Here is a 26,695-nt window from a genome sequence, read left to right on the forward strand (position 1 = left end):
GCGAACTGGTTCAGTAGCTCTATGGAAACGAGAAATTCCCCAGCTACCGGACCTCGCGCCGCCGCGTTGCGCATTCCCGGGGACCTGTGGATCGCTGGTGAGATGTTCACCCGCAACGAGCTGCACGCCATGGCCCACAACGGCCTGCTGCTCGAGGTCCTCGGTGATTATTTTTTGCCCAGCAGCATCCGAGTCAACGCGTCGGTGCGGGCACGGATTGCAGGTTTCGCCTGTGGCCGCGAGCTGGCCCGCGATGCGGTGCTAGCTCGCCAAACTGCAGCCTGGATCCATGGGCTCTTGCCGTCAGTGTCCACATTGTGCATCTACGCCAAGAGCTACCATCGGCCGTTCTACCCCGGGCACGGGCTGAGAGCCGAATTCGCCCAAATGCAGGTGCCGGATACGGACATGGTGTTCCGCAGCCGCATCAGGGTGACCACCGCATTGCGCAGCGCCTGCGACTGCGCGAAATACGATCCTTTGCCCATTGCCAGCCGCGTGCTGGGCACAGTCGCGGCCCTGGCAGATCCCTACCTGACTTTGGACGCCATCAAACAAGCCCTGGCATCGGAAGTTCCCTCACCCGAGCGCTCCCGGGCCCTGCGCCTGGTGCAGTCCTTCTCCGATACGGCGCAAGCGGCCTAGGCTGGACCGCGGGGTGCAGCGCGCAATTAGCGACGGGACCCTGCGGTGGTGCGGTAGACATCGTAGACGCCATCGATGCGGCGTACTTGGTTCAGCACGTGGCTCAGGAACTTGGGATCGCCCATTTCGAAGGAGAAACGGGAAATTGCCACACGGTCCTTGCTTGTCTGCACGCTGGCCGAAAGGATGTTCAAGTGGCTTTCGGAGAGGATCCGGGTGACGTCGGAGAGCAGCGACTTGCGGTCCAATGCTTCGACCTGGATCTCCACCAGGAACACGCCATGGTGCTTGGTGGCCCACGTGACATTGACCAGTCGATCCGGCTGCTCGGCGAGCTGCGTCAGATTCAGGCAGTCGGTGCGGTGCACCGAGACTCCGGCGCCACGGGTTACGAAACCCTGGATTTCATCTGGCGGCACCGGGGTGCAGCAACGCGCCAGCTTCACCAGCACATCCCCCAGGCCCTCGACGATCACGCCGGCGTCGTTGCCCGTAGCCGGGCTGGGAGCCACTGGGCGGACTACCGCTTCCTCATCGACCTGTTCGGCTTCTGGAGGGCCAATCAGGGCCGTTAAATGCTCAATGACGTTCTGTGCACTGGTATGGCCGTCGCCAACGGACTGGTACAGGGCCGAAATGTCCGTGTGGTGCAGTTCGTTGGCTACCGCCGTGAGCAGGTCGTGAGTCATCAATTTCTGCAATGGCAGCTGGTTGCGACGCAGTTCTTTGGTCAGCAGCTCCTTGCCCTTTTCGATGGCCTCCTCGCGGCGTTCCTTGGAGAAGTAACCGCGGATCTTTGCCTTGGCACGAGGCGAGCGGACAAAGTTCTGCCAATCCTGGGATGGGCCAGCGCCTTCGGCCTTCGAGGTGAAGACCTCCACCACATCGCCCTGCTTGAGCTCGGTATGCAATGGGACGAGCTTGCCATTGACGCGGGAGCCGATGGTGCGGTGGCCGACGTCGGTGTGGATCGAGTAGGCGAAATCCACCGGTGTGGCACCAACCGGCAAGGACATGATGTCGCCCTTGGGGGTGAACACATAGACTTCAGCGGAGCTGATCGTGTAGCGAAGGCCGTCCAGGAACTCTTCGGAGTCGGCGGTATCCGCCTGCCACTCCATCAAGGAACGCAGCCAATCCATATTCTGCTCCGGCGAAAGCATGGAGTTATCGGTCTGCCCATGCTTGTACTGGAAGTGCGCGGCTACACCGTATTCGGCGCGTACGTGCATATCGTGGGTGCGGATCTGGATCTCTACCGGCTTGCCTTCAGGACCCATCACCGTGGTGTGCAGCGACTGGTAGAGGTTCAGCTTCGGGATCGCAATGTAGTCCTTGAAGCGGTTAGGCAGTGGATTCCACTCTGCGTGCACGACGCCCAGGGCGCCGTAGCAGTCCTTGACGGTATCCACCAGGATGCGCACGCCCATGAGGTCATGGATATCATCGAAGTCCTTGCCGCGCACGATCATCTTCTGGTAGATCGAGTAGTAGTGCTTTGGCCGGCCGGACACCGAGGCATGGATGGCTACATCGCCGAGATCGCCCGAAAGGGTCTGGCGGATCGAGGAGAGGTACTTTTCACGTTCCGGAGTGCGATCGCCCACCATGCGGACGATCTCCTGGTACACCTTGGGGTGCAAGGCAGCGAAGGACAGGTCCTCCAGCTCCCACTTGACGGTGTTCATGCCCAGACGGTGCGCCAGCGGTGCGAAGATCTCCAGGGTTTCCTTCGCCTTGCGCGAGGAAGATTCCGGGGACACGTAGCGCCAGGTACGGGCATTATGCAGGCGGTCGGCCAGCTTGATCAGCAGCACGCGGATGTCGCGGGACATGGCCACGACCATTTTGCGCACGGTCTCTGCCGGGGCCGCGTCGCCATAGGTGACCTTGTCCAGCTTGGTCACGCCATCGACCAGCATGGCGATTTCCTCGGAGAATTCCTTCTTAACGGACTCCAGGGAGTAGTCGGTGTCTTCAACGGTGTCGTGCAGCAAGGCGGCGGCAAGAATCGAGCCGGTCATCCCCATCTCCGCCAGGATCGTGGCGACGGCGACCGGGTGCGTTATGTACGGGTCGCCGCTCTTGCGCTTCTGGCCTTCATGGTACTTTTCGGCGACCTCGTAGGCGTGGACCAGCAGGTCCAGATCCGCCTTCGGATGCTTGGACTTGACCGTACGCAATAGCGGTTCAAGGGTCGGCGATGTGCTCGGGGTGCTCCCCCGGCCAGCAAAGCGCACCAAACGAGAGATAGAGCGTCGTTTCGAATTGTTCAGGTTAGGCGTATTCGCCATGCCCCGCTCCTTCCCGTTGCCGTTGGATTCTTTCCCGAGCCTGCGTGAAGCCCGACGGAATCCAACGGTAGTTCCGGGCCACCAGATCACTGGCGGCCGTGCACTGAAAAAACACCTTCTTTAGTTCAAACGTTATAGCACGTTCGCGCGGTGACAACTAATTACGCATCTTCCCGCTTAAGCGAAATGGTGCCCCCAGCAAATGCTGGGAGCACCAAATTCAGATCTTCGGATCGGCTTAGGCAGCAGCCATCTTCTGATTGTGCGCTACCACGTCGTCGTCCTTGTGGCGGAGCCAATGGAACATGGGCGCCTGGACGAACAAGGTCGACAGGGCCGAGACGATGATACCGACGAACAGCGCCAAGGACAGGTCCTTGAGCGTACCGGCACCCAGCAGGTAGGAACCGATGAACAGGATCGCGGCCACTGGAAGCACGGCAACGACCGAGGTGTTGATCGAGCGAACCAGGGTCTGGTTCACAGCGAGGTTCACCAGCTGCTCGAAGGTGCGCTTGGACTGCTGGGTGTAGTCCTTGGTGTTTTCGCGGACCTTGTCGAAGACCACCACGGTGTCATACAGCGAGTAGCTCAGAATGGTCAGGAAGCCGATGATCGCGCTGGGCGTGATTTCGAAACCTGACAGCGAGTAGATGCCCGCAGTGACGATGACCACGGCGATCAGACCGGCAATCGCGGCCAGTGACATCTTCCAGGTTCGGAAGTAGGCAGCCATCAGCAAGCCCACCAGGACCACGAAGGCAACCAGGCCAACCAGTGCCTGGCGCGAAACGTCTTCGCCCCAGGTAGGGCCGATGAAGTTACTGGTAACTTCATCGCTGGAGACACCGTAGTTCTCCGCGAGCTGGCTGGCGATGGCCAAGGTCTGGTCATCGCTCAAGCGCTCGGTCTGCACGCGCATGGTGCCCGGCGCAATGTTGGTGACCGTTGCCGCCGCACCCGAAGCCACCGAGGCAACAGCCTTTTCACCAATGGAGATATCTGTTTCCTGCACATCCGAAACGGTGAATTCAGAACCACCGCGGAAGTCGATGCCCAGGTTGAATCCGCCCTTGACCACTGGAACCAGGATTGACAGGATCACCAGAATACCGGCGATCAGGAACCACAAGCGGTGCTTGGAGGTGAACGGGTAGGAACGCTTGCCGGTGTAGAGCTCGTTGCCCCAAGTGACTAGCTTATTCATTGTTCTCCTCCTGGGCCTTGGCCTGCGGGCTGGCAGGCTGCTCGGCCTGTGCACGGCGGCGCTCGGCAATTGTCATGCGCTTGGCGGCTTCAACCGAAGCCTTGGCATTCTTCTTGCCGCGGTTTGCCTCAACGTTTTCATCAAAGCGGCGAACCTTGCCTGCACCTTGGTACAGCGGCTTGACGCCAAGCAACGATGGGTCCATGCCCGAGAGCGGGTGGCCGTTGGCGAAGAACTTGGTGCGTGCCAGCAGGACCAGGGTTGGATGGGTCAGTCCGTACACCACCACGAGGTCAACGATTGCGGTCAGGCCCAGGGTGAAGGCGAAGCCTCGCACGTTGCCCACGGCAACGATGTAGAGCACTACTGCAGCCAACACGTTCACGGCCTTGGAAGCCAGAATGGTCCGCTTGGCACGCTTCCAGCCGATATCCACGGCGCTTGCCAATGGCCGGCCTTCGCGCAACTCATCTCGAACACGCTCGAAGTACACGATGAACGAGTCCGCGATCAGGCCGATGGCCACGATCAAGCCAGCCACGCCCGCCAGCGACAGGCGGTAGTTCATGCCCCAGCCAAGCAGGACCAGGCAGAGGTAGGTCAGCACACCGGCGACGAGCAGCGAAGCGATGGTCACCAAGCCCAGAGCGCGGTACTGGAACAGCGAGTAGATGAACACCAGGACCAGGCCGATAACACCGGCAATGAGGCCCGCGGTCAGCTGGTCAGCACCCAGCGTTGCAGAAACCTGGCGCTCTGACTGGATGTCGAAGCTGATTGGCAGCGCGCCGTACTTCAGCTGCTCCGCCAGCGCCTGCGAGGTGTCCTGGGTGAACCCGCCGGAAATCTGCGGACGGCCATCGGAGATCACCGCATTGGTGGTTGGCGCCGAGATGGTCTCGCCATCAAGCACGATCGCGAACTGGTTCTGCGAACCCTGCAGGGCAATCAGACGCTGCGTGGTGTCGGCGAAGATCTTGGTGCCTTCGGCATTGAACTCGATCACGACAACCCATTCGCCGGTGACCGAACCATTGACGCCGCGAGCGAGCTGCGCGTATGCGTCCTTGATCTTGTCGCCGGAGATTTCCTGTGGGCCAAGGATGTACTTGACGCCCATGTCCGTATCGCAGGAGATCATTGGCTTGGCTGGGTCCGCAGCGTCCCCGCCGCGGTCCTTGAGCTCGGTTTCGCAGTCGTAGCCTTCAAACTCCTGGAAGAGCTCTGCGGTGATCCAGTTGGTGTCCGATGGGTTCTCTGGCTTGCCCTCAGGCTTGGGCAGGTCTTCCTTGGGAGTGCGATCTTCCTCAGGGGTGGCTGCGTAGCCGCCGGTGATCAGCACCGGGCGGAACTCCATGTTGGCCGAAGCCTGGATCAAATCGCGAGTGGTCTGGTCCGGGGTGCCCGGCATCGAGACCACAACGTTGCGACCGGACTGGGTGGTGATTTCCGATTCGGTTACACCGGAGCCGTCCACACGCTGGCGGATGATCTCCACCGCTTGGTCCAGCTGCTCTTGGTTGATCGCTTCGTCGCCCTGGACCCGAGGGGCCAGGATCATCTCGGTGCCGCCTTCGAGGTCGAGGGCCAGCTTCGGTCCCCATCCGGTTTTACCGTTCGCTGCACCACCCACCAACACGCCGGCTGCGATGATGAAGACGATCAGCAACCACAGCAACGCCTTGCGCGCCTGCTTAACAGGTCTGATTGATGACATCTAATGTGCTTTCTCGTTTGAGTGGCTTGGCCTTCAGGCCACCGCTATGCTGCCCGGGACTTAGGCGTTGCGCTCGTCCTTGCCCTCATCGTTCAGGCGACGCAGGGACTCTTCCGGGGTTTCGGTGGTGCTGGCGGATTCTGCTGCGCCGTCGGCCACGGCCGGGGTTGCTGCATCCTTGTCCAGGAAGGTGGCAATGGCCTGGCGGTGCAGGTTCAGCACTACGCCCGGTGCGACCTCGACCTGGACGCGATCCTCTGCGTCAACGCCGACGACGGTGCCGAAGATACCCGAGTTGGTCATCACCTTGGCGCCTGGCACGGTGTTGTTCTTCAGCTTCTCCTGCTGGGCGGCCTGCTTCTTGCGGCCACGGAACATCATGAAGATCAGCACTGCGAACAGCGCGACCATCAGGATCAGCGAAGGGTTGAAGCCGCCACCAGCGGCCTGAGCGATTACGAGGGGATTCACGTATTTACCTGCTAACGAATTGTTGCGATTTGATCTGAAGTTCTGGGATGCTGTTGCGGCTATTTCTGGCGTAATACAGCAAAGACGCCCCACCTCGCCCCGAAACGGGCATAGGTCGGGCGTCTTTAGTCTAATGCGTCACGGTGAACCGGCAGACCATTTACGCGGGCAGTGAAGTAATGCTTGCCTAATCCTCATCGTTTTCATAGCTTTGCGCACTGGCGAAGATCGCATCCTTTGGCATCGCCAAGCCCAAATGCGCCCAGGCTCCGGGCATGGCAATACGACCGCGCGGGGTCCGGCCCATCAGCCCTTCACGCACCAGGTATGGCTCTGCGACAGTCTCGACGGTTTCGGTTTCTTCACCCACGGCGATGGCCAGGGTCGATAGCCCCACCGGTCCCCCGCCGAATTTGGTGCACAAGGCTTCGAGCACACCCCGGTCCAGGCGATCAAGGCCACGTGCATCGACCTCGTACATGTCCAAGGCGGCGGCGGCCGCTTTGGCATCGATCTCTTCGAGCTTATGCACCAGCGCCCAGTCACGCACGCGGCGCAGCAGGCGGTTGGCGATACGGGGCGTACCGCGGGAGCGTCCGGCGATCTCGGTGAACGCGGCCGAAGTGACGCTCAGATCAAGCATCATGGCCGAACGGCGCAAAACCAGTTCAAGCTCCTTGACCGCGTAGAACTCCAGATGGCCAGTGAAGCCGAAGCGGTCACGCAACGGGCCGGGCAACAGTCCGGCGCGCGTGGTTGCGCCAACGAGGGTGAAGGGCGGGAGCTCCAGTGGAATGGCCGTGGCGCCGGCGCCCTTTCCGACGATGATATCTACGCGGAAGTCTTCCATGGCCATGTAGAGCATTTCCTCGGCCGGCCGGGACATGCGGTGGATTTCATCGAGGAACAGCACCTCGCCTTCGGTCAGCGAGGAGAGGATCGCGGCCAAGTCACCGGCGTGCTGGATCGCTGGGCCGGAGGAAATGCGCAATGGCGCGTTCATCTCGGCGGCGATAATCATCGACAAGGTGGTCTTGCCCAGGCCCGGTGGGCCAGAGAGCAGAACGTGGTCCGCGGTGCGCTCGCGGATTTTCGCTGCTTCAAGCACCAGCGAGAGCTGCTGGCGCACTCGGGACTGGCCCACGAAGTCGTCGAGGTTCCGCGGGCGCAGGGCCGCTTCGATTACCCGTTCCTCGGGTTCGCTGCCGGCATTCGTGAGCCCGGTGGAGTCATTCATGATCAGTTGATCCTCTCGCAGACCGCTTAGGCGCGGGTTCCGCTGGACATGCTGCGCAGTGCAGCACGCAAGATTTCTGCGACGTTGCCGGTGGCAACGACATCTGGATCAGCCTTGGACAGCGATTTCAGGGTGCTGGTTGCATCCTTTTCGCTCCAGCCCAGGCCGGTCAGCGCCTCGATCACCTGCGGTTCCCAGACGCTCGCGTTGCCGCCGCCGGAAACCGGGGCCACTGGCGCGCCAGTCGGGATCAGCTTGCCGTTCAGTTCCAGCACGATGCGGCTCGCGCCCTTGGGGCCAATGCCCGATACCTTGGTGAAAGCGGCGGTGTCCTTGGTGTTCGCCGCGATGCGGACTTCCTCCGGAGAGTGCACCGCCAAGATGGCCAAGCCGGTGCGCGGCCCGATGCCCGATACGGAAACCAGGACCTCGAAGACATCGCGTTCCTCAGCGGTGGCGAAGCCGAAGAGGGTCATCGAATCCTCGCGGACCACCATGGAGGTGAATACCGTAGCCTCGCGTCCTGCCTGCAGGGTGGACAGCGTCCCGGGGGTGGCATTGACCAGCATCCCGAAGCCGTTAACGTCAATTACCGCGGTGTTCAGGGCTACCGCCTGCACGGTGCCGGTCAATGAGCTGATCATGCCACTCCTTGGGATATATGTTCGATCGAACCCAGTTTATCGAAGATACCTACGAATATCGATCCGCCGCGTTCCCCGGTGGGTCGAGGCCGCTGCCGTGCTGGCCGGCTAGCGGCGCACTGCGCGGCGCTTGGCCGACGCCTCGGCGGCAATCCACGCCTGCTGCGCACCGGTCAGCTGCGACGAACCACCGGCATTAGCCGCGGAGGCCGAGGCATTCGAGCCGGTGGCCGCACCGCGCCAACCGTGGGTAATCGCCAAAGCCACCGCATCAGCGGCGTCGGCAGGCTTAGGCGGTTCATCGAGCCGGCAGATCTTGGCAACCATCTTGCCGATCGCCGCCTTGGTGGCCTGTCCCGAACCGGTAACCGCCGCCTTGACCTCGGTCGGCGTGTGCAGGGCCACGGGTATTCCGCGTCGCGCTGCCGCGGTGATGACAACACCGGTGACCTGCGCGGTGCCGATGACCGTGGAGACGTTCGCCGAAGCGAACACGCGTTCCAAGGCGAGCACATCGGGCTGATGCAGATCCAGCCATTCGTCGATGGCGTTGGCGATCTTCAAGAGCCGGGCATCGAGCGGAGTGCCCGGAGGGGTGCCGGCGACGGTGACGTCCACCAGCGAAACTTGCCTGTTTGCAGCGACGTCGACCACGGCAAGACCGCAACGGGTCAGGCCGGGATCGACGCCAACAACACGTAAGGCCAAGCCTTACTGCTCTTCGTCCAGCGCGGCGCGAACCTCGTCGGACAGATCAGCGTTGGTGTAGATGCCCTGGACATCATCCAGTTCTTCCAGCGCGTCGTAGAGCTTGAGGAACTTGCGAGCTCCTTCAACGTCCAGGTCGACCTTCATCGATGGAATGAATTCCATTTCGTCGGACTCGTAGGCGATGTCCGCTTCATCCAGCGCAGCGGCCACAGCGCGCAGGTCCGAAGGGTCGCAGACGATGGCGAAGTTCTCGTCCTCGTCCATGATCTCGTCGGCACCGGCGTCCAGCACGACCATCAGCAGGTCGTCTTCGGTCAGCTCGCCCTTGGGCAGGCGGACAACGCCCTGGCGGTTGAACAGGTAGGCGACCGAACCCGGGTCGGCGATGGTGCCGCCGTTGCGGGTGATGCCCACGCGGACTTCGGAGGCCGCACGGTTCTTGTTGTCGGTCAGGCACTCGATCAGCAGGGCCGAGCCCTGCGGGCCGCGTGCTTCATAGATGATCTCGGTGTAGTCGACGACCTCGCCGGTCAGGCCAGCGCCGCGCTTGACGGCGCGGTCGATGTTGTTGATCGGCACGGAGTTCTTCTTGGCCTTGCTGACTGCAAGTTCCAGTGCCGGGTTGCCGGCCATGTCGGCGCCGCCGGCACGGGCGGCAACTTCAATGCCCTTGATGAATTTTGCGAAGGCCTTGGCGCGCTTGGCGTCGATCGCGGCCTTCTTGTGCTTGGTAGTTGCCCATTTGGAGTGGCCTGACATGCTTTAAGCGTCTCCTCGCGTGAGATTGATGAAAAATTGGTGGATAGCGGTGCTGCCGGTGACTTCCGGGTGAAAGCTGGTTGCCAACAATTTTCCCTGGCGTACTGCAACAATTCTACCCTGTTCGTGATCCGTCCCCGCTTGAACGGTGCTGATCACTTGGACGTCCGGGCCAATTTGCACGGCTTCCGGTGCGCGGATGAACACCGCCTCGAGATTTTGCCCGTTGAAGTCCAGCTGGTGCTCGAATGAGTCGATCTGGCGCCCGAACGCGTTGCGCTTGACCGTCATGTCGATGCCGCCGAAGCTTTGCTGTACCGCGCCATCTCGCGAGATTGCAGGGTTCTCGATGCGATCGGCCAGCATGATCATTCCGGCGCAGGAGCCGTAGGCTGGCATGCCTGCTGCGATGCGCTCCTTGATGGGACCAGCTAGCCCGTAGTTGCGGGACAGCCGATCAATCACCGAGGACTCGCCGCCGGGAATCACCAGCGCGTCAACCTGCTCCAAATCGACGACGGTGCGCACCATGTGCGTGCGCTGCCCGAGCCGTTCCAAAGAGGCCAGATGTTCGCGGAAATCCCCTTGCAGAGCGAGGACGCCTATTTTCGGCATGGTTCTAACCTTCATGGTGTTCAGTGGTTGGCAGCACGAAAAATGCGCCGAAATAACGTTAAACCCGAAGGCGCCGTGCGCCTGTTTTGTTTCCCGGTGTGTCGCGGATTCTTCGACGCCGCCTCCCGGCAAGGGGCGGAACTTGGTAGGTTCAAGAACATGATTGCTGATATTTCTTCCCTCGAACTTGCCGGCGGCGTGAGCATGCCCTCGATCGGTTTGGGCACGTGGCCCATGCGTGGACACGAGGCGGCTGCAGCGGTGCTGTCCGCCCTCGACGTGGGCTACCGCCGCATTGATACAGCGGAGAACTACGAGAATGAGGACGCCGTGGGCAAGGCCCTGGCACAGAGCCGGCTTCATCGCGATGAAATTTTCGTAACCACCAAGTTCAACAAGCAATGGCATTCGGCCCAAGGCGTGCGCCAGGCGTTGGAGAACTCCCTGGACCGCTTGGGTCTTGAGTATGTGGATCTGTTCTTGATCCACTGGCCCAACCCCCAGCAGAACACCTATGTCGAAGCGTTCACTGAGCTGGGCAAACTAGTAGACGAGGGCAAGATCCGGGCTGCGGGAGTCTCGAACTTCAAGCCCTGCCAGCTGCAGAACGTCCTGGATTCGGGGCTCGTGCCGGCGCTGAACCAGATCCAGGTTGATCCTGAACGGCAAAGCGTCGAATGGCAAGGTTTCAACACCGAGCATGGCGTTCGGACCGAAGCCTATTCCCCGCTGGGACGCAAGAAATCTGGATTCCTTTCACATCCTGCCCTGGTCCGGATCGCCCAAGCGCATGGGAAGAGCAGCGCGCAGGTGACCTTGCGCTGGCATGTCCAGTCCGGGCGGGCAGCGGCACCGAAATCGGCAGACCAGCGGCGGCAGAGCGAGAACCTGGACATTTTCGATTTCCAGCTCACCCAGGCGGAAATGGCCGCCATCAATGCCATGGATACTGGTGCTGGCCCCTTCACCGATTCGGATGAGTTCGGGCACTGAATTCCCGCAATACCTGCATGCTGCAGAAACGGAGAACCCAAACATGCTTCACGGCTACCAGCGCCCGGATATCGAAGTGGCGGATTACTTCGACGAGCACGGTGCGCTGATCCCCTATGGCCAGCGCTGGGATGAGCAGCCTCCAGCGGAGAGCTATTCGCTGACCTCCCATGTGCAACGCTTTGCCCCGGTGCCGCAGGTAGCCCAGGCGTTGCTGGATTGCCTGCGCGAGCAGTTCGAGGTGCGTTGCTTCGAAGATCCCGGGCTGGCCAGGCAAATGCGGATTCAACCGGGCCATGTGGTGCGCTCTGTTCGCGTGTTTCCGATGGATTCGCGCTGCGCGCCACTGGGCATGGTCTTCACCACGTTTCCCGCGGTGCACCTGGAGCTCGGCGCGTTGTACGGCGCGTCATTTCCGCCGTGTGGCTGCGATGGATGCGACGAAGTTGTCCCAGAAATCCTTGAGGAACTCGAGATCCAGGTGAGTGCCGCCGCGTCCGGAGGATTCGGCGAGTTCCTGGATCGAGGCATGGACCGCCTCGTGCACTGTTTCGACGTTGACGGGACAGGATTCGGCGAGCAGTCCCGCGGCCTCGAAGACATATCGCCGGCACGGCTAGCCAGAGCACGCGCAAATCTTCCCTCAAGCCGCGTGTGGGCACCTTGGCCATTGCGCTAGGTCAGTCCAGCGTCCACTCTCGAAGTCCGTCGTCGAATGCGCCATAGGCATTCACTGTGGCCTCGCTGCGCTTCAAGGAGGCTTTTGCTTCATCTTCCCGTATGCATCCAGCAGCATCGAAGACTTGGCACCAGGCCACAGGTTCATTTGAGAGCTGGTGCGGAACCCACCGCAATTCGCTGACATCCCATTCGCCGGGCGCTTCCTGGGTAAACGTTGCCTTTACGCTGATGCCTTCGCGGTTGAGAATGGTTGGTGTGGCGTGTTTTGCCACGGAATTGCCCAAACCGTAGACGATCCAGGTTCCGTCGTGCTTCTCAATGGGCAATACCGAGTGGGTGTGGTGCATGTAGATGAAATCGAAGACATCGGACTCTGCCAAGGCTCGACCGAGCCTTTTCTGGGACGCTGTCGGTTCGGTGCTGTATTCAGCCCCATCGTGCACGGCAGCCACGACGATGTCCGCTCCCGCCTTGCGCGTTGCCTTGCCCTTGGCGATCAGTTGCTGCGCATCCACCCCGCTATCGACTTGCCAGTCAGCTTCTTCCGGCAAGCCATTGAGCGAATAGGTGCTGGTGACTACACCGAGCTTCACGCCTTCCATGTCCAGGATCGATGGCTTCTCGGATTCTTTTTCACTGCGGTAGGAGCCGGTCGCGAAAAGCCCATTCGCTTCCAGGGCGTCCAGCGTTCGCTCTACTCCGGCCGTCCCGGCATCTACCGTGTGATTGGTGGCAGTGGTGCATCCGTCGTAGCCAATAGCGCCGAGGTCGGCCAGGATTCGATCTGGGACCGTGAACCGCGGATACCCCGAATACGGAGGGACACCAATCGGTGTTTCCAGATTGCATAGCGCCACATCTGCGTCCTGGACATAGGGTGCCAGGCCCGCAAGCAAGGGGCTGAAATCGTAGTCGCCGCCGTTGCCCGTTTCCGCTCCAGCCGCTTGTTTCGCTTCATCCAATAACTGCGGATGCAGCAGCACATCGCCGGTAACCATCAGCGATAGCTCTTCGGGCTCCGAGGGCGCGGCCGAGGCATCCTCTATCGCTGAACTCGGAGCCGGTTCCGGCGAGGCAGGAACGCTGGCCTGGACGGAGGGCTGCGGGGCTGCTGGTTCTGCGTTGTCGCTCGGGACTGCAGAGCAACCGCCAATCAGCAATGCGGCCAGCATCGTTGAGCTCAGCGGAAGAAATGCAGGTAGTGCACGTTGGGGCATGCATCGAGCCTAGCTCAGCTGGGCATCTGGGGTGTAAATGCAAGCTGAATCACGTTTTCCATGAAAACCTAGGCCTATGCAAAACCCGCTTCTGACTCCCAGTACCAGGCCCTACCAATGGCCAGCCTTCGACCAGCTCACCGCTGAGCATTACCTGGAGGCAGTCCGGCTCGGCGCAGCCGAACAGCGTGAGGAGCTGCAGCGCATCATCGACGATGCTCAGGCTCCCACTTTTGAGAACACTTTCTTGGCGCTGGAAGCCAGCGGGCAGACCCTGCGCCGTGCGCTCATGACGTATTTTTCGGTGATTTCCGCCCACGGCACCGAAGATCTGCGGGCGATTCAGTCGGAGATTTCTTCGATCTGGACTAAGCAAGAAGATGAGATTTACCTAAACCAAACATTGTACTTGCGTCTACAAACTTTGAATTATGAGGGTCTCCAGGGTGAAGATGCCCGCCTAGTGGAGCAAACGCTGAAGAATTTCCAATTGGCCGGCGCAGGCTTGGGCGACGCCGAGAAGGACCAGCTGAAGGCACTGAACGCCCAACTCGCTGAGCTTTCCACGCAGTTCGCTGACCTCGTCCTGGAAAATCAGAATGCCCACGCTGTGCACTTCGACGACGCTGAGGAGCTCGCAGGTCTTTCCAGCCAAGCGATCGAGTCCGCTGCGCAAGCCGCCAAGCAAGCAGGCCACGCATCGGGATACTTGCTGACGCTGGTTTCGCCTACCCAGCAACCGGTCCTGGAGTCGCTCGCGTCAAGCCAGTCCCGCCGCAAGGTGTTCAATGCCTCGATCAGCCGTGGCACCGAGGAAAACGCGACCATTCATGTGGCCGCCGAAATGGCACAGCTTCGCGCTGAGCGCGCCGCTCTGCTCGGATTCGCCAACCATGCAGAAACCGTGCTCGCCCAGGCCACTGCACCTTCCACCGCTGCGGTGGAAGAACGACTGGCCGAGCTAACCAAGGCCGCCACCGCAAATGCTCGCCAGGAAGCCGAGGTGCTGGGCAAGATCGCCGGTGCCGAAATCAACGCGTGGGATTGGAAATACTTCTCCAACCAGGTCCTGCGTGAGGAGTACTCGGTGGATTCCGAGGCACTGCGCAACTACTTCGAATTAGACCGGGTCCTGGTCGATGGCGTCTTCGCGACCGCTACCAAGCTGTTTGGCATTACCTTCAGCGAGCGGTTCGACCTTCCCGCCTACCACCAGGATGTTCGCGTCTTCGAAGTTTTCGACGCCGATGGCAAGCCGCTGGCGCTCTACACCGGCGACTACCTGAGCAGGGATACCAAGAAGGGCGGTGCATGGATGACCAGCCTGCGCGATGCCGCTTCGTTCCTGGATGAGCCGCCAATCGTCACCAACACCTTGAACATCACCCCGCCTGCGCCGGGTGATCCGGTTCTGCTGTCCATGGATGAGGCAAATACGCTGTTCCACGAGTTCGGCCATGCGCTGCACGGGATGTTCTCCAGCGGAAAGTACGCTTCGCTTTCTGGCACCTCGGTCCCCCGCGATTTCGTGGAGTTCCCATCGCAGGTCAACGAGATGTGGATGCTCCACGAGGATGTCGTATCCGGTTATGCTATCCACCACCAGAGCGGCGAAGTATTGGACGACGCGCTGATCGAGAAGATCCGCGCGGCTTCGCTATGGGGCCAGGGTTTTGCAACCGCTGAGTACCTTGCCGCCAGTGTCCTCGACTGGGCCTGGCACACCATCAGCGCCGGGACTGTTATCGAGGATCCGCTGCAGTTCGAACAGGACGTGCTTCAGGGCGCCGGCTTCGACTCCGCAATGATTCCGCCTCGCTACCGCACCGGTTATTTCCAGCACATTTTCGCCAATGGATACTCCGCTGGCTACTACTCCTACATCTGGAGTGAGGTGCTCGATGCCGACACTGTGCAGTGGTTCGAGGAAAATGGGGGCTTAATGCGCGAAAATGGTAATCGGTTCCGTGAGGAACTGCTTTCGCGCGGCAATACGCGCGATCCCCTTGAGTCCTACGAATTATTCCGCGGCCGCACCGCATTGGTTGAACCGTTGTTGCGCCGTCGAGGATTGGTGAACGCAGAATAATGACCACTATTGCCTCCGCACAGGAAGCACTAAGCCACTGGCATCAGGCACTTGCAGTCGCCACCGGCGGCAAGATCTTTACCACCCACGGATGCTCATGGGCATGGCAGCCAGTACGCAAGCGGCTGATCCTGCTGTTCCCCGAACAGCCAGAACAGGCGGGCCTGCGTCCGGCGCTAGCCGAAGGCCATCGGCTCGGCGCCCGGCGCGTGGAAGCTTGGGTTAACTCAGGCGCCCACGCAGATGAGCTGAGGGCGACCGGTTTCTCCGATAATGCCCAGGTTTCCTGGCATGCTGGCCCATTGGCCATTCCAATGGATCGTTGGACCGGCAAGATCCGCTTGGGCAATAACGTGCCTGAGGCCACGGGAGCTGATGCGGCCGAGCTGAACGTGACGAACCTATGGCGCGAGACCAGCACCCAGCTCTCCAGCGGGCATCCGGCATTGCGCCGCGTCGAGCATGCCTTGGCTCGTACCGACGAGGGAGAGATCGTGGGCCGGGGCTTTGCCCAGCAGGGCCTGAACGGCCAGCTCATGGTGCATTCCTTGGCCGTAGGCAAGGAACATCGCCGCCATGGCGTTGGCACTGCCTTGCTTCATGGCCTGTCGCGATCAATGATCAATCCGCTGTCGCCACCAGACGATGAGGTACCTCAGGAGCTATTGGCAGCAGCGACTCCGTCAAGTGCCGATTTCTTCAGCGCCAATGGGCTCAAGCTTCTTGGTCGCGGACGCCACATGGTCTTGCGCTCGTGGAACCAGTAGCCAGCCACTGATAACGAGAAAGCTCAGCCGGTCACGGGACGTTCCGTGACCGGCTGAGCTTTCTCGAATGGCCTTACCGCGATTTGTTGACTCGATAGACAAGCCGGGCGAACGGTCCGGCTTGTCGCGCTCCAACCAGTTCGAGGCGCTCGCTGGAAATAGTTCGTGGCAGTACGGGCGCACCAGACGATAGCGCGGCCGGGGCGATAGTCAATGCCAAGACATCGAGGGCATCGACATCCAGGAATTGCCCCAGCAGTTCACCGCCGCCAAGTACCCAAACATTCTTCTCCCCCGCGCTGTCGCGAATTGCCGGCAAGAACTGCGCAACGGGCCCGTTCACCAGCTGCACATCAGCCCCTTCTGGAATAGGCAACTCCCTCGAAGTGAAGACATAGGTCTTGACCCCCGGATAGTATTCATGCCACTTTTGCGGATTTTCCATGAGCTGTTCATTCTCGATCATCCACATATAGGTGTTCGCGCCTTCGACGTGCACACCAACGTTTTCAGGCAATAGTTCCGGATCAGGCTCTTGGGACCCCGGAACATCAAAGAGCCATTGCAGGCTATGGTTCTCGTCGGCCAAGTATCCATTGAGAGTGACCGCGGCATCGAAGATAATCTCGCTCATGGCACATAGTCTGCCACAGGAAAAATTGCTCGTGACTCCGGGGTGCACTTCGCTACCGGCATGACTGCTCCAGGGCTGCACCACCAGCAGGTCGCCATCGATGTCCCGCAGGCTCCGGTCGAGCAGTAAGTGGTCGGGGTGCGCCGAGGTACTCGCGATTCCAGGCAGCGAATCTGGTTGGGCGGGGCCGGAGACGGATTGCTGCTCGTAAACGCACCACCTGGAATCAGTTGATTCATGCTGGCTGGAAAGAACACTTGGAGGCAAAGGCTAGATCGCAGTCTCGTGTCGTATCGGGCCCCTGCATCACTACCGGCAGCGCAGAAGCAGCGAGGCCGAAGAAATTGGACTGATCTGTCCACTTCTTCGGCCTCGTCATCAGCTACTCAGCGCAGTTCCTACCTGCCGCGCTCCGAAAGGCGGTGAGGCACTGGCACGTCGGCGATGTTGATGCCGTGGTGCAAGATTGAGCGGTGTCCAGCCTAGTCTGGAATCCTGATCCACTGGCTACTTTGTATGTGAGCTATGTGCGACGCAAGGATATTTTTCTTGGATACGACTCACTATTACCCTTGCTCAGATCTCTTTTATGCCCACAGAACCGACGAGCCTGTCGATGGCAAGCCGATTGTCGACAGGAGCGTCGACGGCTGGCCACTGGGATCCGAGTACTGCGGCGCTGAGGTCGGGTTGATTGAAATTTGTCTGCCATGGCTCTCGTACACGAGAACTTATAGGCGTTCGAGTGTGCACAGGGTGTCCCCGGTCGGTGGTTGAGTCGCTCTCTGCACCCATGCTGGCATCACCAACGACCGCAGCGAGGGTTCACATGGGCCCATTCTGCAATGATTGGACTGCTCCGGTCGAACCTTGGAACGAGTCGACACAGCATCCCGCTCGGAACCGTCAGTCAATTCAACTTAGTTCGCTACCTGCGTCAGAAGGTCCATCAAGCCAGAATACGTAGAGTTCTCCGCTAGGACGCGCTCATAGTCTTTACGGGCCAAGGCCTTCTTCCCATCCGCGGCGTAGCTCATCCCTCGCCCCACCAGCGCCAGGTGCCGCAGCTCCGCTGGGCGCGACCTCATACGAAGTGCTTCTTTAAAAGCAGTACGCGCGGCCTCGTAGAAGCCTTGTTCCCGCAGCGCGGTGCCTCGTTGGATCAACAGGTAAGTGGACGGCTCATCATCGTTCGTGAGCCCGTCCGTCATGTTAATGATCTCTTCCCACCGGTCAGTCTCAGCGTAGAGTTCCGCGAGTGACACCGCCGCCACGGTAGTGGGTTCAAGGCCTTCGACGATGCTGATGGCTCGGTCTGCATTGCCTGCGTCCTGTTCCAACTCTGCCAGAATGAGGCCAAGCGTTTGGCGCTCCAACGGCAATGTGACGGTGACGCCCGTCGCAATCGGGACTGTGACCTCGCCGTCGGCCACATAGGAGATGAAGAACTTATCCGTTGCTGGGTCATAGCCTTCAGTCCACAGCCAGTCAAGAATCGCTCGCGATCGCTCGGCATCGCTGGCTGGTAGGCAGACTCGGTGTAGTTCAACCATTGCTACCGACGGAGCTGCTTCTGGATGGTCCTTGCCAATTTGCTGGAGCATCGCAGAGTTCGCAGCGCCCTCGACTTGCTTGTACAGCTTCTTCTCCCATGCCGGAGCAAAGAGCCCAGGCTTGGGCTTCTTCGGTTTAGCCAGGGCCTGTGTGGTACGAGCGGCGGCGGTGGTACTGGAGGAGGCCTTGCTGGCACGTGAGCGCCCGCCGGCTGGGACTGTTTTCACATGAGAGATCCCCGTTCCGGGGATTCCGACCGTCCTGGTGACCCGACCAGAACTATTGGCGCTGATCCGAGCGCCTTTCACACCGGCGGAGAGCCCGAGGCTCTTCGTCGAAACGTTCATCCGCACGCCGGGCGCGATCTTGAAAGACTTCCGCATTCTGAAACCCAAGGGTCCCCCATCAACTAGGTCGGAGTTGCTGCCCGTATTGCAATCAGCCACACTGAACTGTAATTGCTCGTAAGTAGCGCGACGGGCAGTGACTTCAATTCGATGGTAATACGCCTAAACAGGCTTACCTCCCTGCTGAGCAGAATATTTCAGGCGGTCTTTTTTGCTCGAGGCTGCTCAATCAATCTGGGGATAGTGCGGGGCATCATCAAGACCTCGAAGTACATGCCGGTCCTTGCTCGATCGCGATAGAGAATTTTGGCGATCTGTCTATGAGCTTCATCCGACAATTCCGCACGTGTCGCTAGGAACTGAGCGATCGACTCTTCAAGACTTCTTTGGATGTTCTTTCGGCGCTTTTTGATTTTCTTCGGCGCCGGGTCTGGTGCGGACACTAGTCGATGAGCATTTCAACAAACGATTCCAACTACGCCAGGCCTGGAAGAGTAGTTACATCCATTAACATGCGAGGTGTCATAGCCATCCGCGCCTCGCGCAATCTTGCCCAACGTCATGACCTCTATCGTATGGTTGTGGTCTCCAACTCTGGCCGTGACGGAGCACTTCTCAGTCTTAGTCCACGGCAGCAGCCCCAAATCGACCTCTAAAAACAAAGACCCACGCCACCAAATTCTCGGTGACGTGGGCCCGAATTGCCTGATACTTCAGGGCTTACCAGCCGCGCTCCGAAAGGCGGTGAGGCACTGGCACGTCGGCGACGTTGATGCCGACCATTGCTTCGCCCAGACCGCGGGAGATCTTGGCCAGCTCGTCCGGGTTGTCGAAGAAGGTGGTTGCCTTCACGATGGCCTCGGCGCGCTGCACTGGGTTGCCGGACTTGAAGATTCCCGAGCCGACGAACACGCCGTCGGCGCCCAGCTGCATCATCATCGCAGCGTCGGCCGGGGTGGCGATGCCGCCAGCGGTGAACAGTACTACCGGCAGCTTGCCGGTCTGCGCGATTTCCTTGACCAGCTCATACGGTGCCTGCAGCTCCTTGGCGGCCACGTACAGCTCATCTTCCGGCAATGCGGCCAGCTTGGCGATCTCTGCACGGATCTTGCGCATGTGCCCGGTGGCGTTCGAAACATCGCCGGTGCCGGCTTCGCCCTTCGAGCGGATCATTGCGGCACCTTCGTTGATTCGGCGCAATGCCTCACCGAGGTTGGTGGCACCGCAAACGAATGGAACGGTAAAAGGCCACTTATCGATGTGGTTCTCGTAGTCTGCTGGCGAAAGGACCTCGGACTCGTCGATGTAGTCGACGCCGAGGGACTGCAGGATCTGCGCCTCGACAAAGTGGCCGATGCGCGCCTTGGCCATTACCGGGATGGAGACCTCGGCGATGATGCCGTCGATCATGTCCGGGTCGCTCATGCGCGAGACGCCACCCTGGGCACGGATGTCCGCAGGAACGCGCTCCAGAGCCATGACGGCCACGGCACCTGCATCTTCAGCGATGCGTGCCTGCTCTGGGGTGACTACGTCCATGATGACGCCGCCCTTGAGCATTTCGGCCATGCCGCGCTTGACGCGGTCCGAACCGACGACGGAGTTCTGGTTGTTCGTAGACATGGTGAGGAGGGTTCCTTTCGACACTGCGGTGACTCGCTTTTGCCCCAGAATTTCGGGGAAATAAGCGAGGTGGTACGCCAGTAATCGTAGGATCGCTTTGCTTTATTACCTCGCGTGTTGCGTCACAATGATGTACCGGTAGACTTATCCACCGATCAAGGGTTAGTGCGTAACATAGCCTTTCAATCTTAAACCACTAGTCAGAAATGATTTTTGCACGCAGTTGAAGGTTTTCCTCCAGTAGCTCAGCGACAATGATTTTTGCTGGTTTTTCCTTGGCGTCATATGCGCCAGTTTCCATGCGCACCACTTCATTCGACATGTGCTTCACCAGGCGTACGCCCCTGCCAATCTTTTCTGCCACTGCCTGCAGCTGTTCGGCGTAGTCCAATAGTTGCGTGGTGTAGGCACGGGTGAAGGATGGATCGGGGTCGTCGGCGCGTTCGTGAATGCCGCTGAAGCATTCGGCCAGCTCATCAGTCCCAGGCTTCACCGCTTCCATCACTTGGAGCAGTGCGCGGTCATCTGCCCGTACTGTGCCTACGAGCCCCAGGCGGTAGTGGTGTTCGGTGGCCACAGCCGCCGCGAGCCGTTCCAGCGGATCCAGGGTATCGAGCCAACCGCGCAGGAACCTGTCGCAGTTGGCATCATGCTCGTAGCTCAGGTCTTCAAGCAGCTGATCAATCATGCCGATTGAGTAGCGGGCTGCACCTTGGATGGCGAAACGCATTTCATGCTCGGATCCGCTAATAATCCAGTCGCGGATTTCTTCGATGGTGCCGATTGGTTCAGGGGACCTGGGAATATTCAACGATGCTCATTTCAGGAAGAAGTTGCTCCAGCATGCCGCAACAGTCTATTTGGTCTTGCATTGCAGCAGGCCAACATCGTGGCTTTTGCATTAAATGACGTTGGGCCCGACAGAACATTTCCATGTTCTGCCGGACCCAAGTACCAGCTATTGCCTAGTTCGGGGTTTCACTGTCCCACGCTTCGGCAATGGCACTTCGAACCTCGGACAAGGTCTGCGGGATCGCCTTGGTCTGCGCGATGATCGGGAAGAAGTTCCCGTCCCCGTTCCAGCGCGGCACGATGTGCTGATGCAGGTGCGCGGCGATGCCTGCTCCCCCGGCTTCGCCCTGGTTCATGCCCAGGTTGAAACCGGCGGGGTTGGAGACCTTGCGCAGCACGCGCATTGACTGCTGCGCCAGCGCTGCCATTTCTGCCGTTTCCTCCACCGTGATATCGGTGTAGTTGGGCACATGGCGGTACGGGCACACGAGCAGGTGGCCCGGGTTGTACGGGAACAGATTCAGGATCACGTAGCAGGTTTTGCCACGGTGCACGATCAGCGCTTCTTCGTCGGTACGCCCAGGACCGGCGCAGAATGGGCAACTGGCCTCATCCTTGACCTGGTCCTGTCCGCCCTTGATATAAGCCATCCGGTAGGGAGTCCACAGGCGCTGGAACGAATCCGGCACTCCGGCGAGTTCAAAGTCGTCGGTGACGGACCGGTCTGCTTGTTCCTGCATGCTTGGTGGACTCCCTATCCGAACTAGTTGTTGTTGTCGCGGCTCTTGATGGCTTCAACGATGCGGGCTACCGCATCGTCGACTGGAACCTGGTTCTCCTGGCTGCCATCGCGGAAGCGGAAGGACACGGCGTTTGCATCGGCATCTTCGCCACCGGCGATGAGCACGAATGGAACTTTGTCCTTGGACGCGTTGCGGATCTTCTTCGGGAAGCGATCCGTCGAGTCATCCAGTTCCACGCGGACACCCTGCGCCTTGAGCTTGGCAACAACTTCACCGAGGTAGTCGTTGAAAGCCTCGGCCACTGGGATCGCGCGAACCTGTACCGGCGAGAGCCATGCAGGGAAGGCCCCTGCGTAGTGCTCGGTGAGCACGCCCAGGAAGCGCTCGATGGAACCGAACTTCGCAGCGTGGATCATCACTGGTTCCTGGCGGGAACCGTCGGCAGCCTGGTACTCCAAACCGAAGCGCGCTGGCTGGTTGAAGTCGTACTGCACCGTGCCCATCTGCCAGGTACGGCCGATGGCATCCTTGGCCTGGACCGAGATCTTCGGACCGTAGAATGCGGCTCCGCCTGGGTCGGCAACCAGTTCGACGCCGGATTCGGTGGCGACGCGCTCCAGCACGGCGGTAGCTTCATCCCACTGCTCATCCGAGCCGATGAACTTGTCCGACTCCGGATCACGGGTGGACAGCTCCAGGTAGAAGTCGTCCATGCCGAAGTCGCGCAACAGCGAGAGCATGAAGTTCAGCAGGTGCTCAACCTCGGCCGGCGCCTGCTCCTTGGTGACGTAGGAGTGGCTGTCGTCCTGGGAGAAACCGCGCACGCGGGTCAGGCCGTGGACCACGCCGGACTTCTCGTAGCGGTAGACGTGGCCGAATTCGAATAGGCGCAGCGGCAATTCACGGTAGGAACGTCCGCGGCCGCGGAAGATCAGGTTGTGCATCGGGCAGTTCATGGCCTTCAGGCGGTATTCCTGGCCCTGCTTGGTGATGTTGCCATCTTCATCGCGCTCTTCATCGATGTGCAACGCCGGGAACATGGTGTCCGCGTAGTACGGCAGGTGGCCCGAGGTGTGGAACAGCCCATCCTTGGAGATGTGCGGGGTGCCCACGTACTGGAAGCCTTCTTCGACGTGGCGGTCGCGCACGTAGTCTTCCATCTCGCGCTTGATGATGCCGCCCTTGGGGTGGAACACCGGCAGGCCCGAGCCCAGCTCATCGGGGAACGAGAACAGGTCCAGTTCGGCACCGAGCTTGCGGTGGTCGCGGCGCTCGGCTTCGGCCAGGCGCTCCTGGTAGGCCTTCAGGTCGTCCTTGGTTGGCCATGCGGTGCCGTAGATGCGCTGCAGCTGCTTGTTCTTCTCGCTGCCCAGCCAGTAGGCGGCAGCCGAGCGAGTCAGCGCGTAGGCGTTCTTGATCAGCTTGGTGTTCGGCAGGTGCGGTCCGCGGCACAGGTCCTTCCAGACAGTGTCGCCGGACTTGCGGTCCACGTTGTCGTAGATGGTGGTTTCGCCAGCGGCCACCTCAACGGTGACACCTTCGCCGGAAGTGTCGGCGGAGTCGGCCTTGGCCAACAGCTCGCACTTGTATGGCTCGTTGGCCATTTCAGCCTTGGCTTCCTCCGGGGAAACTTCGCGGCGGACAAAGAGCTGGTTCTGGTTGATGATCTTCTGCATCATCTTTTCCAGCTGCTTCAAGTCTTCCGGGGTGAATGGGTCCTCGACATCGAAGTCGAAGTAGAAACCGTCGGTGATGTAGGGGCCGATTCCCAGCTTGGAGTCCGGGCGCAGCTGCTGCACAGCCTGGGCCATCACGTGGGCGGTCGAGTGGCGCAGCACCTCCAATCCTTCTGGATCATTGATGGTTACGCGGGTGACAGTGGTTCCGGCTTCCAGTTCGCGGGCCAGGTCGCGCAATACGCCATCGACGTGCATGACAACCACGTCTTTATCATTGGCAAAATGCTGCAGACCGGTCGTTCCCGCGTCCACCTGTACCTGCTCGCCGTCAATGGTGAGAGTCAGCTGCTCGCTCATGAGATCGGATTCTACCTTTCAATCTGTGATGGCTTCATAGCTTGTGGCATACCTTGGCCACAGCCAGCCAGAATCCAGTTTAGTTCAGGACCCCACCTCAGCGTGCGCTTACCTCGGGTTTTACGAAGATTGATCGCCCTCTTGTGACTCGTTCAACAGCGAATCTGCATTGAACAGGCTCATGACATGCCAGATTTCACGATCGCCCGCGGGCTGCGAACTGGTGACTTTGCCGTTTTTCAGATCCTCGCGGAAAGCCGGAATCACTTCTTCCATGCGACGCATGAGTTCGTCGCATTCATCTTGGGTAAGCATCAGGTTGCTCGTTTGCATCTGCGCTTTAATCTCCCCGGACTCCTCGCCGCGATAGTGCCTTTCTGCATGCCGAAGCGTCGCTTGCAGGCGGCGTTGCTCGTCATGGACCACTTGGCTGAGGTAGGCATCCATGGCCGTCCCGGTCCGGTCCTCCGGGCGCTCTCCCACTTTGCCGGTCGTATAGCCGCGAGCCGCAGGCTTCCATACGCGGTCACGCCTATCGCGCGCCAGTTCCGGAACTTCAACGATCATGTCGGCTTTGGCCAGCTCACGCAGATGGAAACTGATCTTGTTCGCGGGTACACCAAGAGCCTGCGCGAGGTCTGCCGCGCGTGCGGTTTCCATTGCCGAAAGCGCGTCAAGGATTTGCCGGCGCAAGGGGTTTGCGATGGCCTTGAGCATGGGGGTGGTGAATGTGACCGGTGGCTCATGGTTGCTCATAAGCACAGCATAGCAATCCCACAAATAAAGTTGCGCAAATTCTATTGCGCAACTTTATTTGCGAATCTATAGTTGGTGCCATGACCAGCATCCAGGCCAACGATCCATCGGGCATCACAGCGATTATCACGGAGCCTTTGCCGCCTTTGCGCGTGCAGCGCAACTACCGGATGTGGCTGCTGGCGGACTCAACATCTTTGCTGTCGGGCAGTATTTACGGGTTCATCTTTCCTTTGATCTTGCTGTCTGCTACGGGGTCCCCGGTTTTGGCCGGAACCCTGGCCGCAGTGGGAATGGCAGCACGGGCGAGCGTAATTTTGGCCGGCGGAGCCATGGCGGATCGTACCGACAAGGCTCGGATGATTCTCATAGGAAGTTTCGCCGGTGCTGCAATCACGGCAGCCATGGCCCTGGGCAGCAGTGTCGGTTCACTGCCGGTTGCCTTCTTATGCCTTGCCCACGTCCTTATGGAATTTCGCAGCGGATACTTTGGCTCAACAACCAACGCCGCCCTAAAGGATCTCGTACACCCCAAACAGCTCGGCCGCGCGATGGCGGCGAATCAAGGCCGCGACTCGGTGCTGATGCTCGGCTCCGCTCCCCTGGGCGGCGTGCTTCTGGGCTTAGGCGGTGGCGTTGCCCTGCTCATCGTCAGTGTCCTGAATCTGATCGCTGCGGCCAGTGGATTTGCACTGCGTCATCCATTGCGGGCAGCCAAGCGATCTGGGCAAGATTCCAATGGCACCAGCAATGGTTCCGAAGAGGAAGTGGCCCACGGAATTCTGGCAGGCATGCACTGGTGCTTCTCCCGGCCACAGCTGCGCGCTCTGCTGATTTTGATTACGGTCGTCAACATCGGCGTCAACGGGCTGATGACAACGCTGATCTACGGACTTCAACAGCGTTCCGAAGAACCCTGGGTTATCGGGTTAACTTCTACCTTCATGGGCGTTGGAATGCTGCTCGGATCGTTGGTCGCAACGAAGCTCATCGATAAATTCCGCAGTGGTTTACTGACCTGCACCTGTCTCACCATTTTGGGTGTAGCCATGCTGCTCATCGGGTTTAATACGAACCTGCTCTGGATGGGGACCATGCTGATGATCAGCTTCCTCAGCGTTCCAGCTCTCAACGCTGCGGTGGGTGGATACTTCATGGCCTCCATTCCGAAGCAAATGTCTGGGCGCGCTAATTCCCTAATCACCTTTATGGCACTGGCCGCTTTGCCCTTATCTCCGCTGCTTACCGGATTTGGTCTGGAATCGGTCGGCATGGGACCAACGCTGATATTTTTCGGGGCATTCGTTTCCTTAGCAGCAGTCATGGCCTGGCTCTCACCGCAGGTACGGCGCATACCCCGTCCTGAGCATTGGATGGCGGCATCGCCCGAACTCACCAGCGCATCCGCCCCTCAACAATCCCCCGCCCCAGCGGCCTCCACCGAATAGGAGTATCCAAAGTGAATTCCGATCCCACGTCGCCCAGCGATTTCCGGCTCAAGCGATCAGCCCGGAAGCGAATCTTCAGCAGCGAAAAAAGATACCGCCATACTTCTGCATTGACGCACCAAGCCGACGATGCAGTTGCCCAGACGAGGTATCAAGCGCTGCGCAACGAGCAATGGATCTATTTATAAGGAGGCAGGAAAAGTCTTGGAAGATCCGCAAACCCATGGCTTTCATTTTCAACCCCTCCTACCCTAGGAATATGAACAAACCGGCCCCACCTGTCATCAGTGCCATTACCCTCGGAGTGCGCGATGTCGGTGCTTCCACGAAGTTCTACACCGAGGGCCTGGGGTTTGAGCTGGTCCAGCCAGCCCACCCGGAAATCGCTTTTGTCCGTGCCGGCTATGGCTTGATGCTCGCCCTCTGGGATGTGAAGCAGATGCCCAGCGAGTACGGCGACGTCGGGCACAGCCAGCTGGCGCCACCGATCTCACTGGGACACAACGTGCACTCTGACGCAGAAGTGGACCGACACTACCGGCGAGCGCTGGATGCGGGAGCGACTTCTGTCACCGAACCGACGGTGCAGCCGTGGGGTGGCAAGAGTGCCTGTGTGGCTGATCCGGATGGCTTCCGCTGGGATTTTGTGCACAACCCGTCGTTTGTCGTCGACGCCGATGGGCATGTTTCCTCGGTTTGAGAATTATCAGTCTTC

At 60.0% G+C, this 26,695-nt stretch carries 25 protein-coding genes and 1 pseudogene; 7 read left to right on the forward strand and 19 right to left on the reverse strand.

What is annotated here, in order from left to right:
* Positions 1-21 precede the first annotated feature (21 nt).
* Positions 22-645: a hypothetical protein gene (locus tag AAZQ98_RS06050; RefSeq protein ID WP_400289242.1), complete on the forward strand. Its 624-nt coding sequence runs from the start codon at positions 22-24 to the stop codon at positions 643-645.
* Between the two features lie 26 nt (positions 646-671).
* On the opposite strand, the gene AAZQ98_RS06055 is transcribed toward AAZQ98_RS06050, so the two are convergent.
* The 9 genes from AAZQ98_RS06055 to pdxT all read right to left on the reverse strand — a co-directional run bounded on the left by AAZQ98_RS06055 (position 672) and on the right by pdxT (position 10,300).
* Positions 672-2,939 (reverse strand): RelA/SpoT family protein, encoded by a 2,268-nt coding sequence (locus AAZQ98_RS06055; protein WP_434690557.1) that lies wholly within the window; start codon positions 2,937-2,939, stop codon positions 672-674.
* A 238-nt stretch (positions 2,940-3,177) separates the two neighbouring features.
* Positions 3,178-4,146 carry a protein translocase subunit SecF gene (gene secF, locus AAZQ98_RS06060; RefSeq protein ID WP_388022111.1) on the reverse strand — a complete coding sequence of 323 codons (969 nt, stop codon included), beginning with the start codon at positions 4,144-4,146 and terminating at the stop codon, positions 3,178-3,180.
* Positions 4,139-5,863, reverse strand: a complete 1,725-nt coding sequence (gene secD / locus AAZQ98_RS06065; protein ID WP_388022113.1) for a protein translocase subunit SecD — start codon at positions 5,861-5,863, stop codon at positions 4,139-4,141. The genes secF and secD overlap by 8 nt, the downstream gene beginning before the upstream one ends.
* Positions 5,864-5,923: 60 nt before the next feature.
* Positions 5,924-6,334, reverse strand: a complete 411-nt coding sequence (gene yajC, locus AAZQ98_RS06070; RefSeq protein WP_434690559.1) for a preprotein translocase subunit YajC — start codon at positions 6,332-6,334, stop codon at positions 5,924-5,926.
* A 187-nt stretch (positions 6,335-6,521) separates the two neighbouring features.
* Positions 6,522-7,571 (reverse strand): Holliday junction branch migration DNA helicase RuvB, encoded by a 1,050-nt coding sequence (gene ruvB / locus AAZQ98_RS06075; RefSeq protein WP_105658278.1) that lies wholly within the window; start codon positions 7,569-7,571, stop codon positions 6,522-6,524.
* 26 nt (positions 7,572-7,597) lie between these two features.
* Entirely contained in the window at positions 7,598-8,215 is a 618-nt protein-coding gene (gene ruvA / locus AAZQ98_RS06080) for a Holliday junction branch migration protein RuvA (protein ID WP_105661371.1), read from the reverse strand.
* 108 nt (positions 8,216-8,323) lie between these two features.
* Positions 8,324-8,923 carry a crossover junction endodeoxyribonuclease RuvC gene (gene ruvC, locus AAZQ98_RS06085; RefSeq protein WP_105658276.1) on the reverse strand — a complete coding sequence of 200 codons (600 nt, stop codon included), beginning with the start codon at positions 8,921-8,923 and terminating at the stop codon, positions 8,324-8,326.
* A gap of 3 nt (positions 8,924-8,926) precedes the next feature.
* Positions 8,927-9,685: a YebC/PmpR family DNA-binding transcriptional regulator gene (locus AAZQ98_RS06090; RefSeq protein ID WP_105658275.1), complete on the reverse strand. Its 759-nt coding sequence runs from the start codon at positions 9,683-9,685 to the stop codon at positions 8,927-8,929.
* A 3-nt stretch (positions 9,686-9,688) separates the two neighbouring features.
* Positions 9,689-10,300: a pyridoxal 5'-phosphate synthase glutaminase subunit PdxT gene (pdxT, locus tag AAZQ98_RS06095; protein ID WP_105661372.1), complete on the reverse strand. Its 612-nt coding sequence runs from the start codon at positions 10,298-10,300 to the stop codon at positions 9,689-9,691.
* 159 nt (positions 10,301-10,459) lie between these two features.
* On the opposite strand from pdxT, the gene AAZQ98_RS06100 reads away from it, so the two are divergent.
* Both AAZQ98_RS06100 and AAZQ98_RS06105 read left to right on the forward strand, forming a co-directional pair.
* Positions 10,460-11,293: an aldo/keto reductase gene (locus AAZQ98_RS06100; RefSeq protein WP_434690562.1), complete on the forward strand. Its 834-nt coding sequence runs from the start codon at positions 10,460-10,462 to the stop codon at positions 11,291-11,293.
* Positions 11,294-11,336: 43 nt separating this feature from the next.
* Positions 11,337-11,972 carry a DUF6226 family protein gene (locus AAZQ98_RS06105; protein WP_434690564.1) on the forward strand — a complete coding sequence of 212 codons (636 nt, stop codon included), beginning with the start codon at positions 11,337-11,339 and terminating at the stop codon, positions 11,970-11,972.
* Between the two features lies 1 nt (position 11,973).
* Here AAZQ98_RS06105 and AAZQ98_RS06110 read toward each other — a convergent pair whose 3' ends face one another.
* Positions 11,974-13,191 (reverse strand): CapA family protein, encoded by a 1,218-nt coding sequence (locus AAZQ98_RS06110; RefSeq protein WP_434690567.1) that lies wholly within the window; start codon positions 13,189-13,191, stop codon positions 11,974-11,976.
* A gap of 76 nt (positions 13,192-13,267) precedes the next feature.
* On the opposite strand from AAZQ98_RS06110, the gene AAZQ98_RS06115 reads away from it, so the two are divergent.
* Both AAZQ98_RS06115 and AAZQ98_RS06120 read left to right on the forward strand, forming a co-directional pair.
* Positions 13,268-15,280 (forward strand): M3 family metallopeptidase, encoded by a 2,013-nt coding sequence (locus AAZQ98_RS06115; protein WP_434690570.1) that lies wholly within the window; start codon positions 13,268-13,270, stop codon positions 15,278-15,280.
* Positions 15,280-16,047, forward strand: a complete 768-nt coding sequence (locus AAZQ98_RS06120) for a GNAT family N-acetyltransferase (RefSeq protein WP_105661377.1) — start codon at positions 15,280-15,282, stop codon at positions 16,045-16,047. Before AAZQ98_RS06115 ends, AAZQ98_RS06120 begins: the two co-directional genes overlap by 1 nt.
* Positions 16,048-16,120: 73 nt before the next feature.
* Here the strand turns inward: AAZQ98_RS06120 and AAZQ98_RS06125 are convergent, their stop codons facing one another.
* The 9 genes and pseudogenes from AAZQ98_RS06125 to AAZQ98_RS06165 form a co-directional block, all read right to left on the reverse strand.
* Positions 16,121-16,681 (reverse strand): dihydrofolate reductase family protein, encoded by a 561-nt coding sequence (locus AAZQ98_RS06125; RefSeq protein ID WP_434690571.1) that lies wholly within the window; start codon positions 16,679-16,681, stop codon positions 16,121-16,123.
* Between the two features lie 920 nt (positions 16,682-17,601).
* Positions 17,602-18,462: a tetratricopeptide repeat protein gene (locus tag AAZQ98_RS06130; protein WP_434691343.1), complete on the reverse strand. Its 861-nt coding sequence runs from the start codon at positions 18,460-18,462 to the stop codon at positions 17,602-17,604.
* 15 nt (positions 18,463-18,477) lie between these two features.
* Positions 18,478-18,618 (reverse strand): annotated as a pseudogene (locus AAZQ98_RS06135) (DUF4236 domain-containing protein); the annotation flags it as partial.
* Between the two features lie 161 nt (positions 18,619-18,779).
* Positions 18,780-19,025 carry a hypothetical protein gene (locus tag AAZQ98_RS06140; RefSeq protein ID WP_434690573.1) on the reverse strand — a complete coding sequence of 82 codons (246 nt, stop codon included), beginning with the start codon at positions 19,023-19,025 and terminating at the stop codon, positions 18,780-18,782.
* A gap of 277 nt (positions 19,026-19,302) precedes the next feature.
* The gene (pdxS, locus tag AAZQ98_RS06145; protein WP_105658267.1) at positions 19,303-20,205 is read right to left on the reverse strand and encodes a pyridoxal 5'-phosphate synthase lyase subunit PdxS; all 903 of its coding nucleotides are present in this window, start codon (positions 20,203-20,205) and stop codon (positions 19,303-19,305) included.
* 196 nt (positions 20,206-20,401) lie between these two features.
* A complete protein-coding gene (locus tag AAZQ98_RS06150; protein ID WP_434690575.1) occupies positions 20,402-21,016 on the reverse strand; it encodes a hypothetical protein in 615 nt (204 codons plus the stop codon).
* A 154-nt stretch (positions 21,017-21,170) separates the two neighbouring features.
* On the reverse strand, positions 21,171-21,737 hold the full coding sequence (locus AAZQ98_RS06155) for an HIT family protein (protein ID WP_105661379.1): 567 nt from the start codon (positions 21,735-21,737) through the stop codon (positions 21,171-21,173).
* 23 nt (positions 21,738-21,760) lie between these two features.
* Complete coding sequence (thrS, locus tag AAZQ98_RS06160) at positions 21,761-23,776, reverse strand: threonine--tRNA ligase (protein ID WP_105658264.1); 2,016 nt, start codon at positions 23,774-23,776, stop codon at positions 21,761-21,763.
* A 120-nt stretch (positions 23,777-23,896) separates the two neighbouring features.
* Entirely contained in the window at positions 23,897-24,532 is a 636-nt protein-coding gene (locus AAZQ98_RS06165) for a winged helix-turn-helix domain-containing protein (RefSeq protein ID WP_434690579.1), read from the reverse strand.
* Positions 24,533-24,612: 80 nt separating this feature from the next.
* Between AAZQ98_RS06165 and AAZQ98_RS06170 the strand changes: the two genes are divergently transcribed.
* Complete coding sequence (locus AAZQ98_RS06170; protein ID WP_434690581.1) at positions 24,613-25,980, forward strand: MFS transporter; 1,368 nt, start codon at positions 24,613-24,615, stop codon at positions 25,978-25,980.
* A gap of 259 nt (positions 25,981-26,239) precedes the next feature.
* Entirely contained in the window at positions 26,240-26,680 is a 441-nt protein-coding gene (locus AAZQ98_RS06175) for a VOC family protein (protein ID WP_105658261.1), read from the forward strand.
* The last annotated feature ends 15 nt before the right edge of the window (positions 26,681-26,695 follow it).

The organism is Glutamicibacter sp. Je.9.36 (assembly GCF_051129975.1).
GTDB lineage: Bacteria > Actinomycetota > Actinomycetes > Actinomycetales > Micrococcaceae > Glutamicibacter.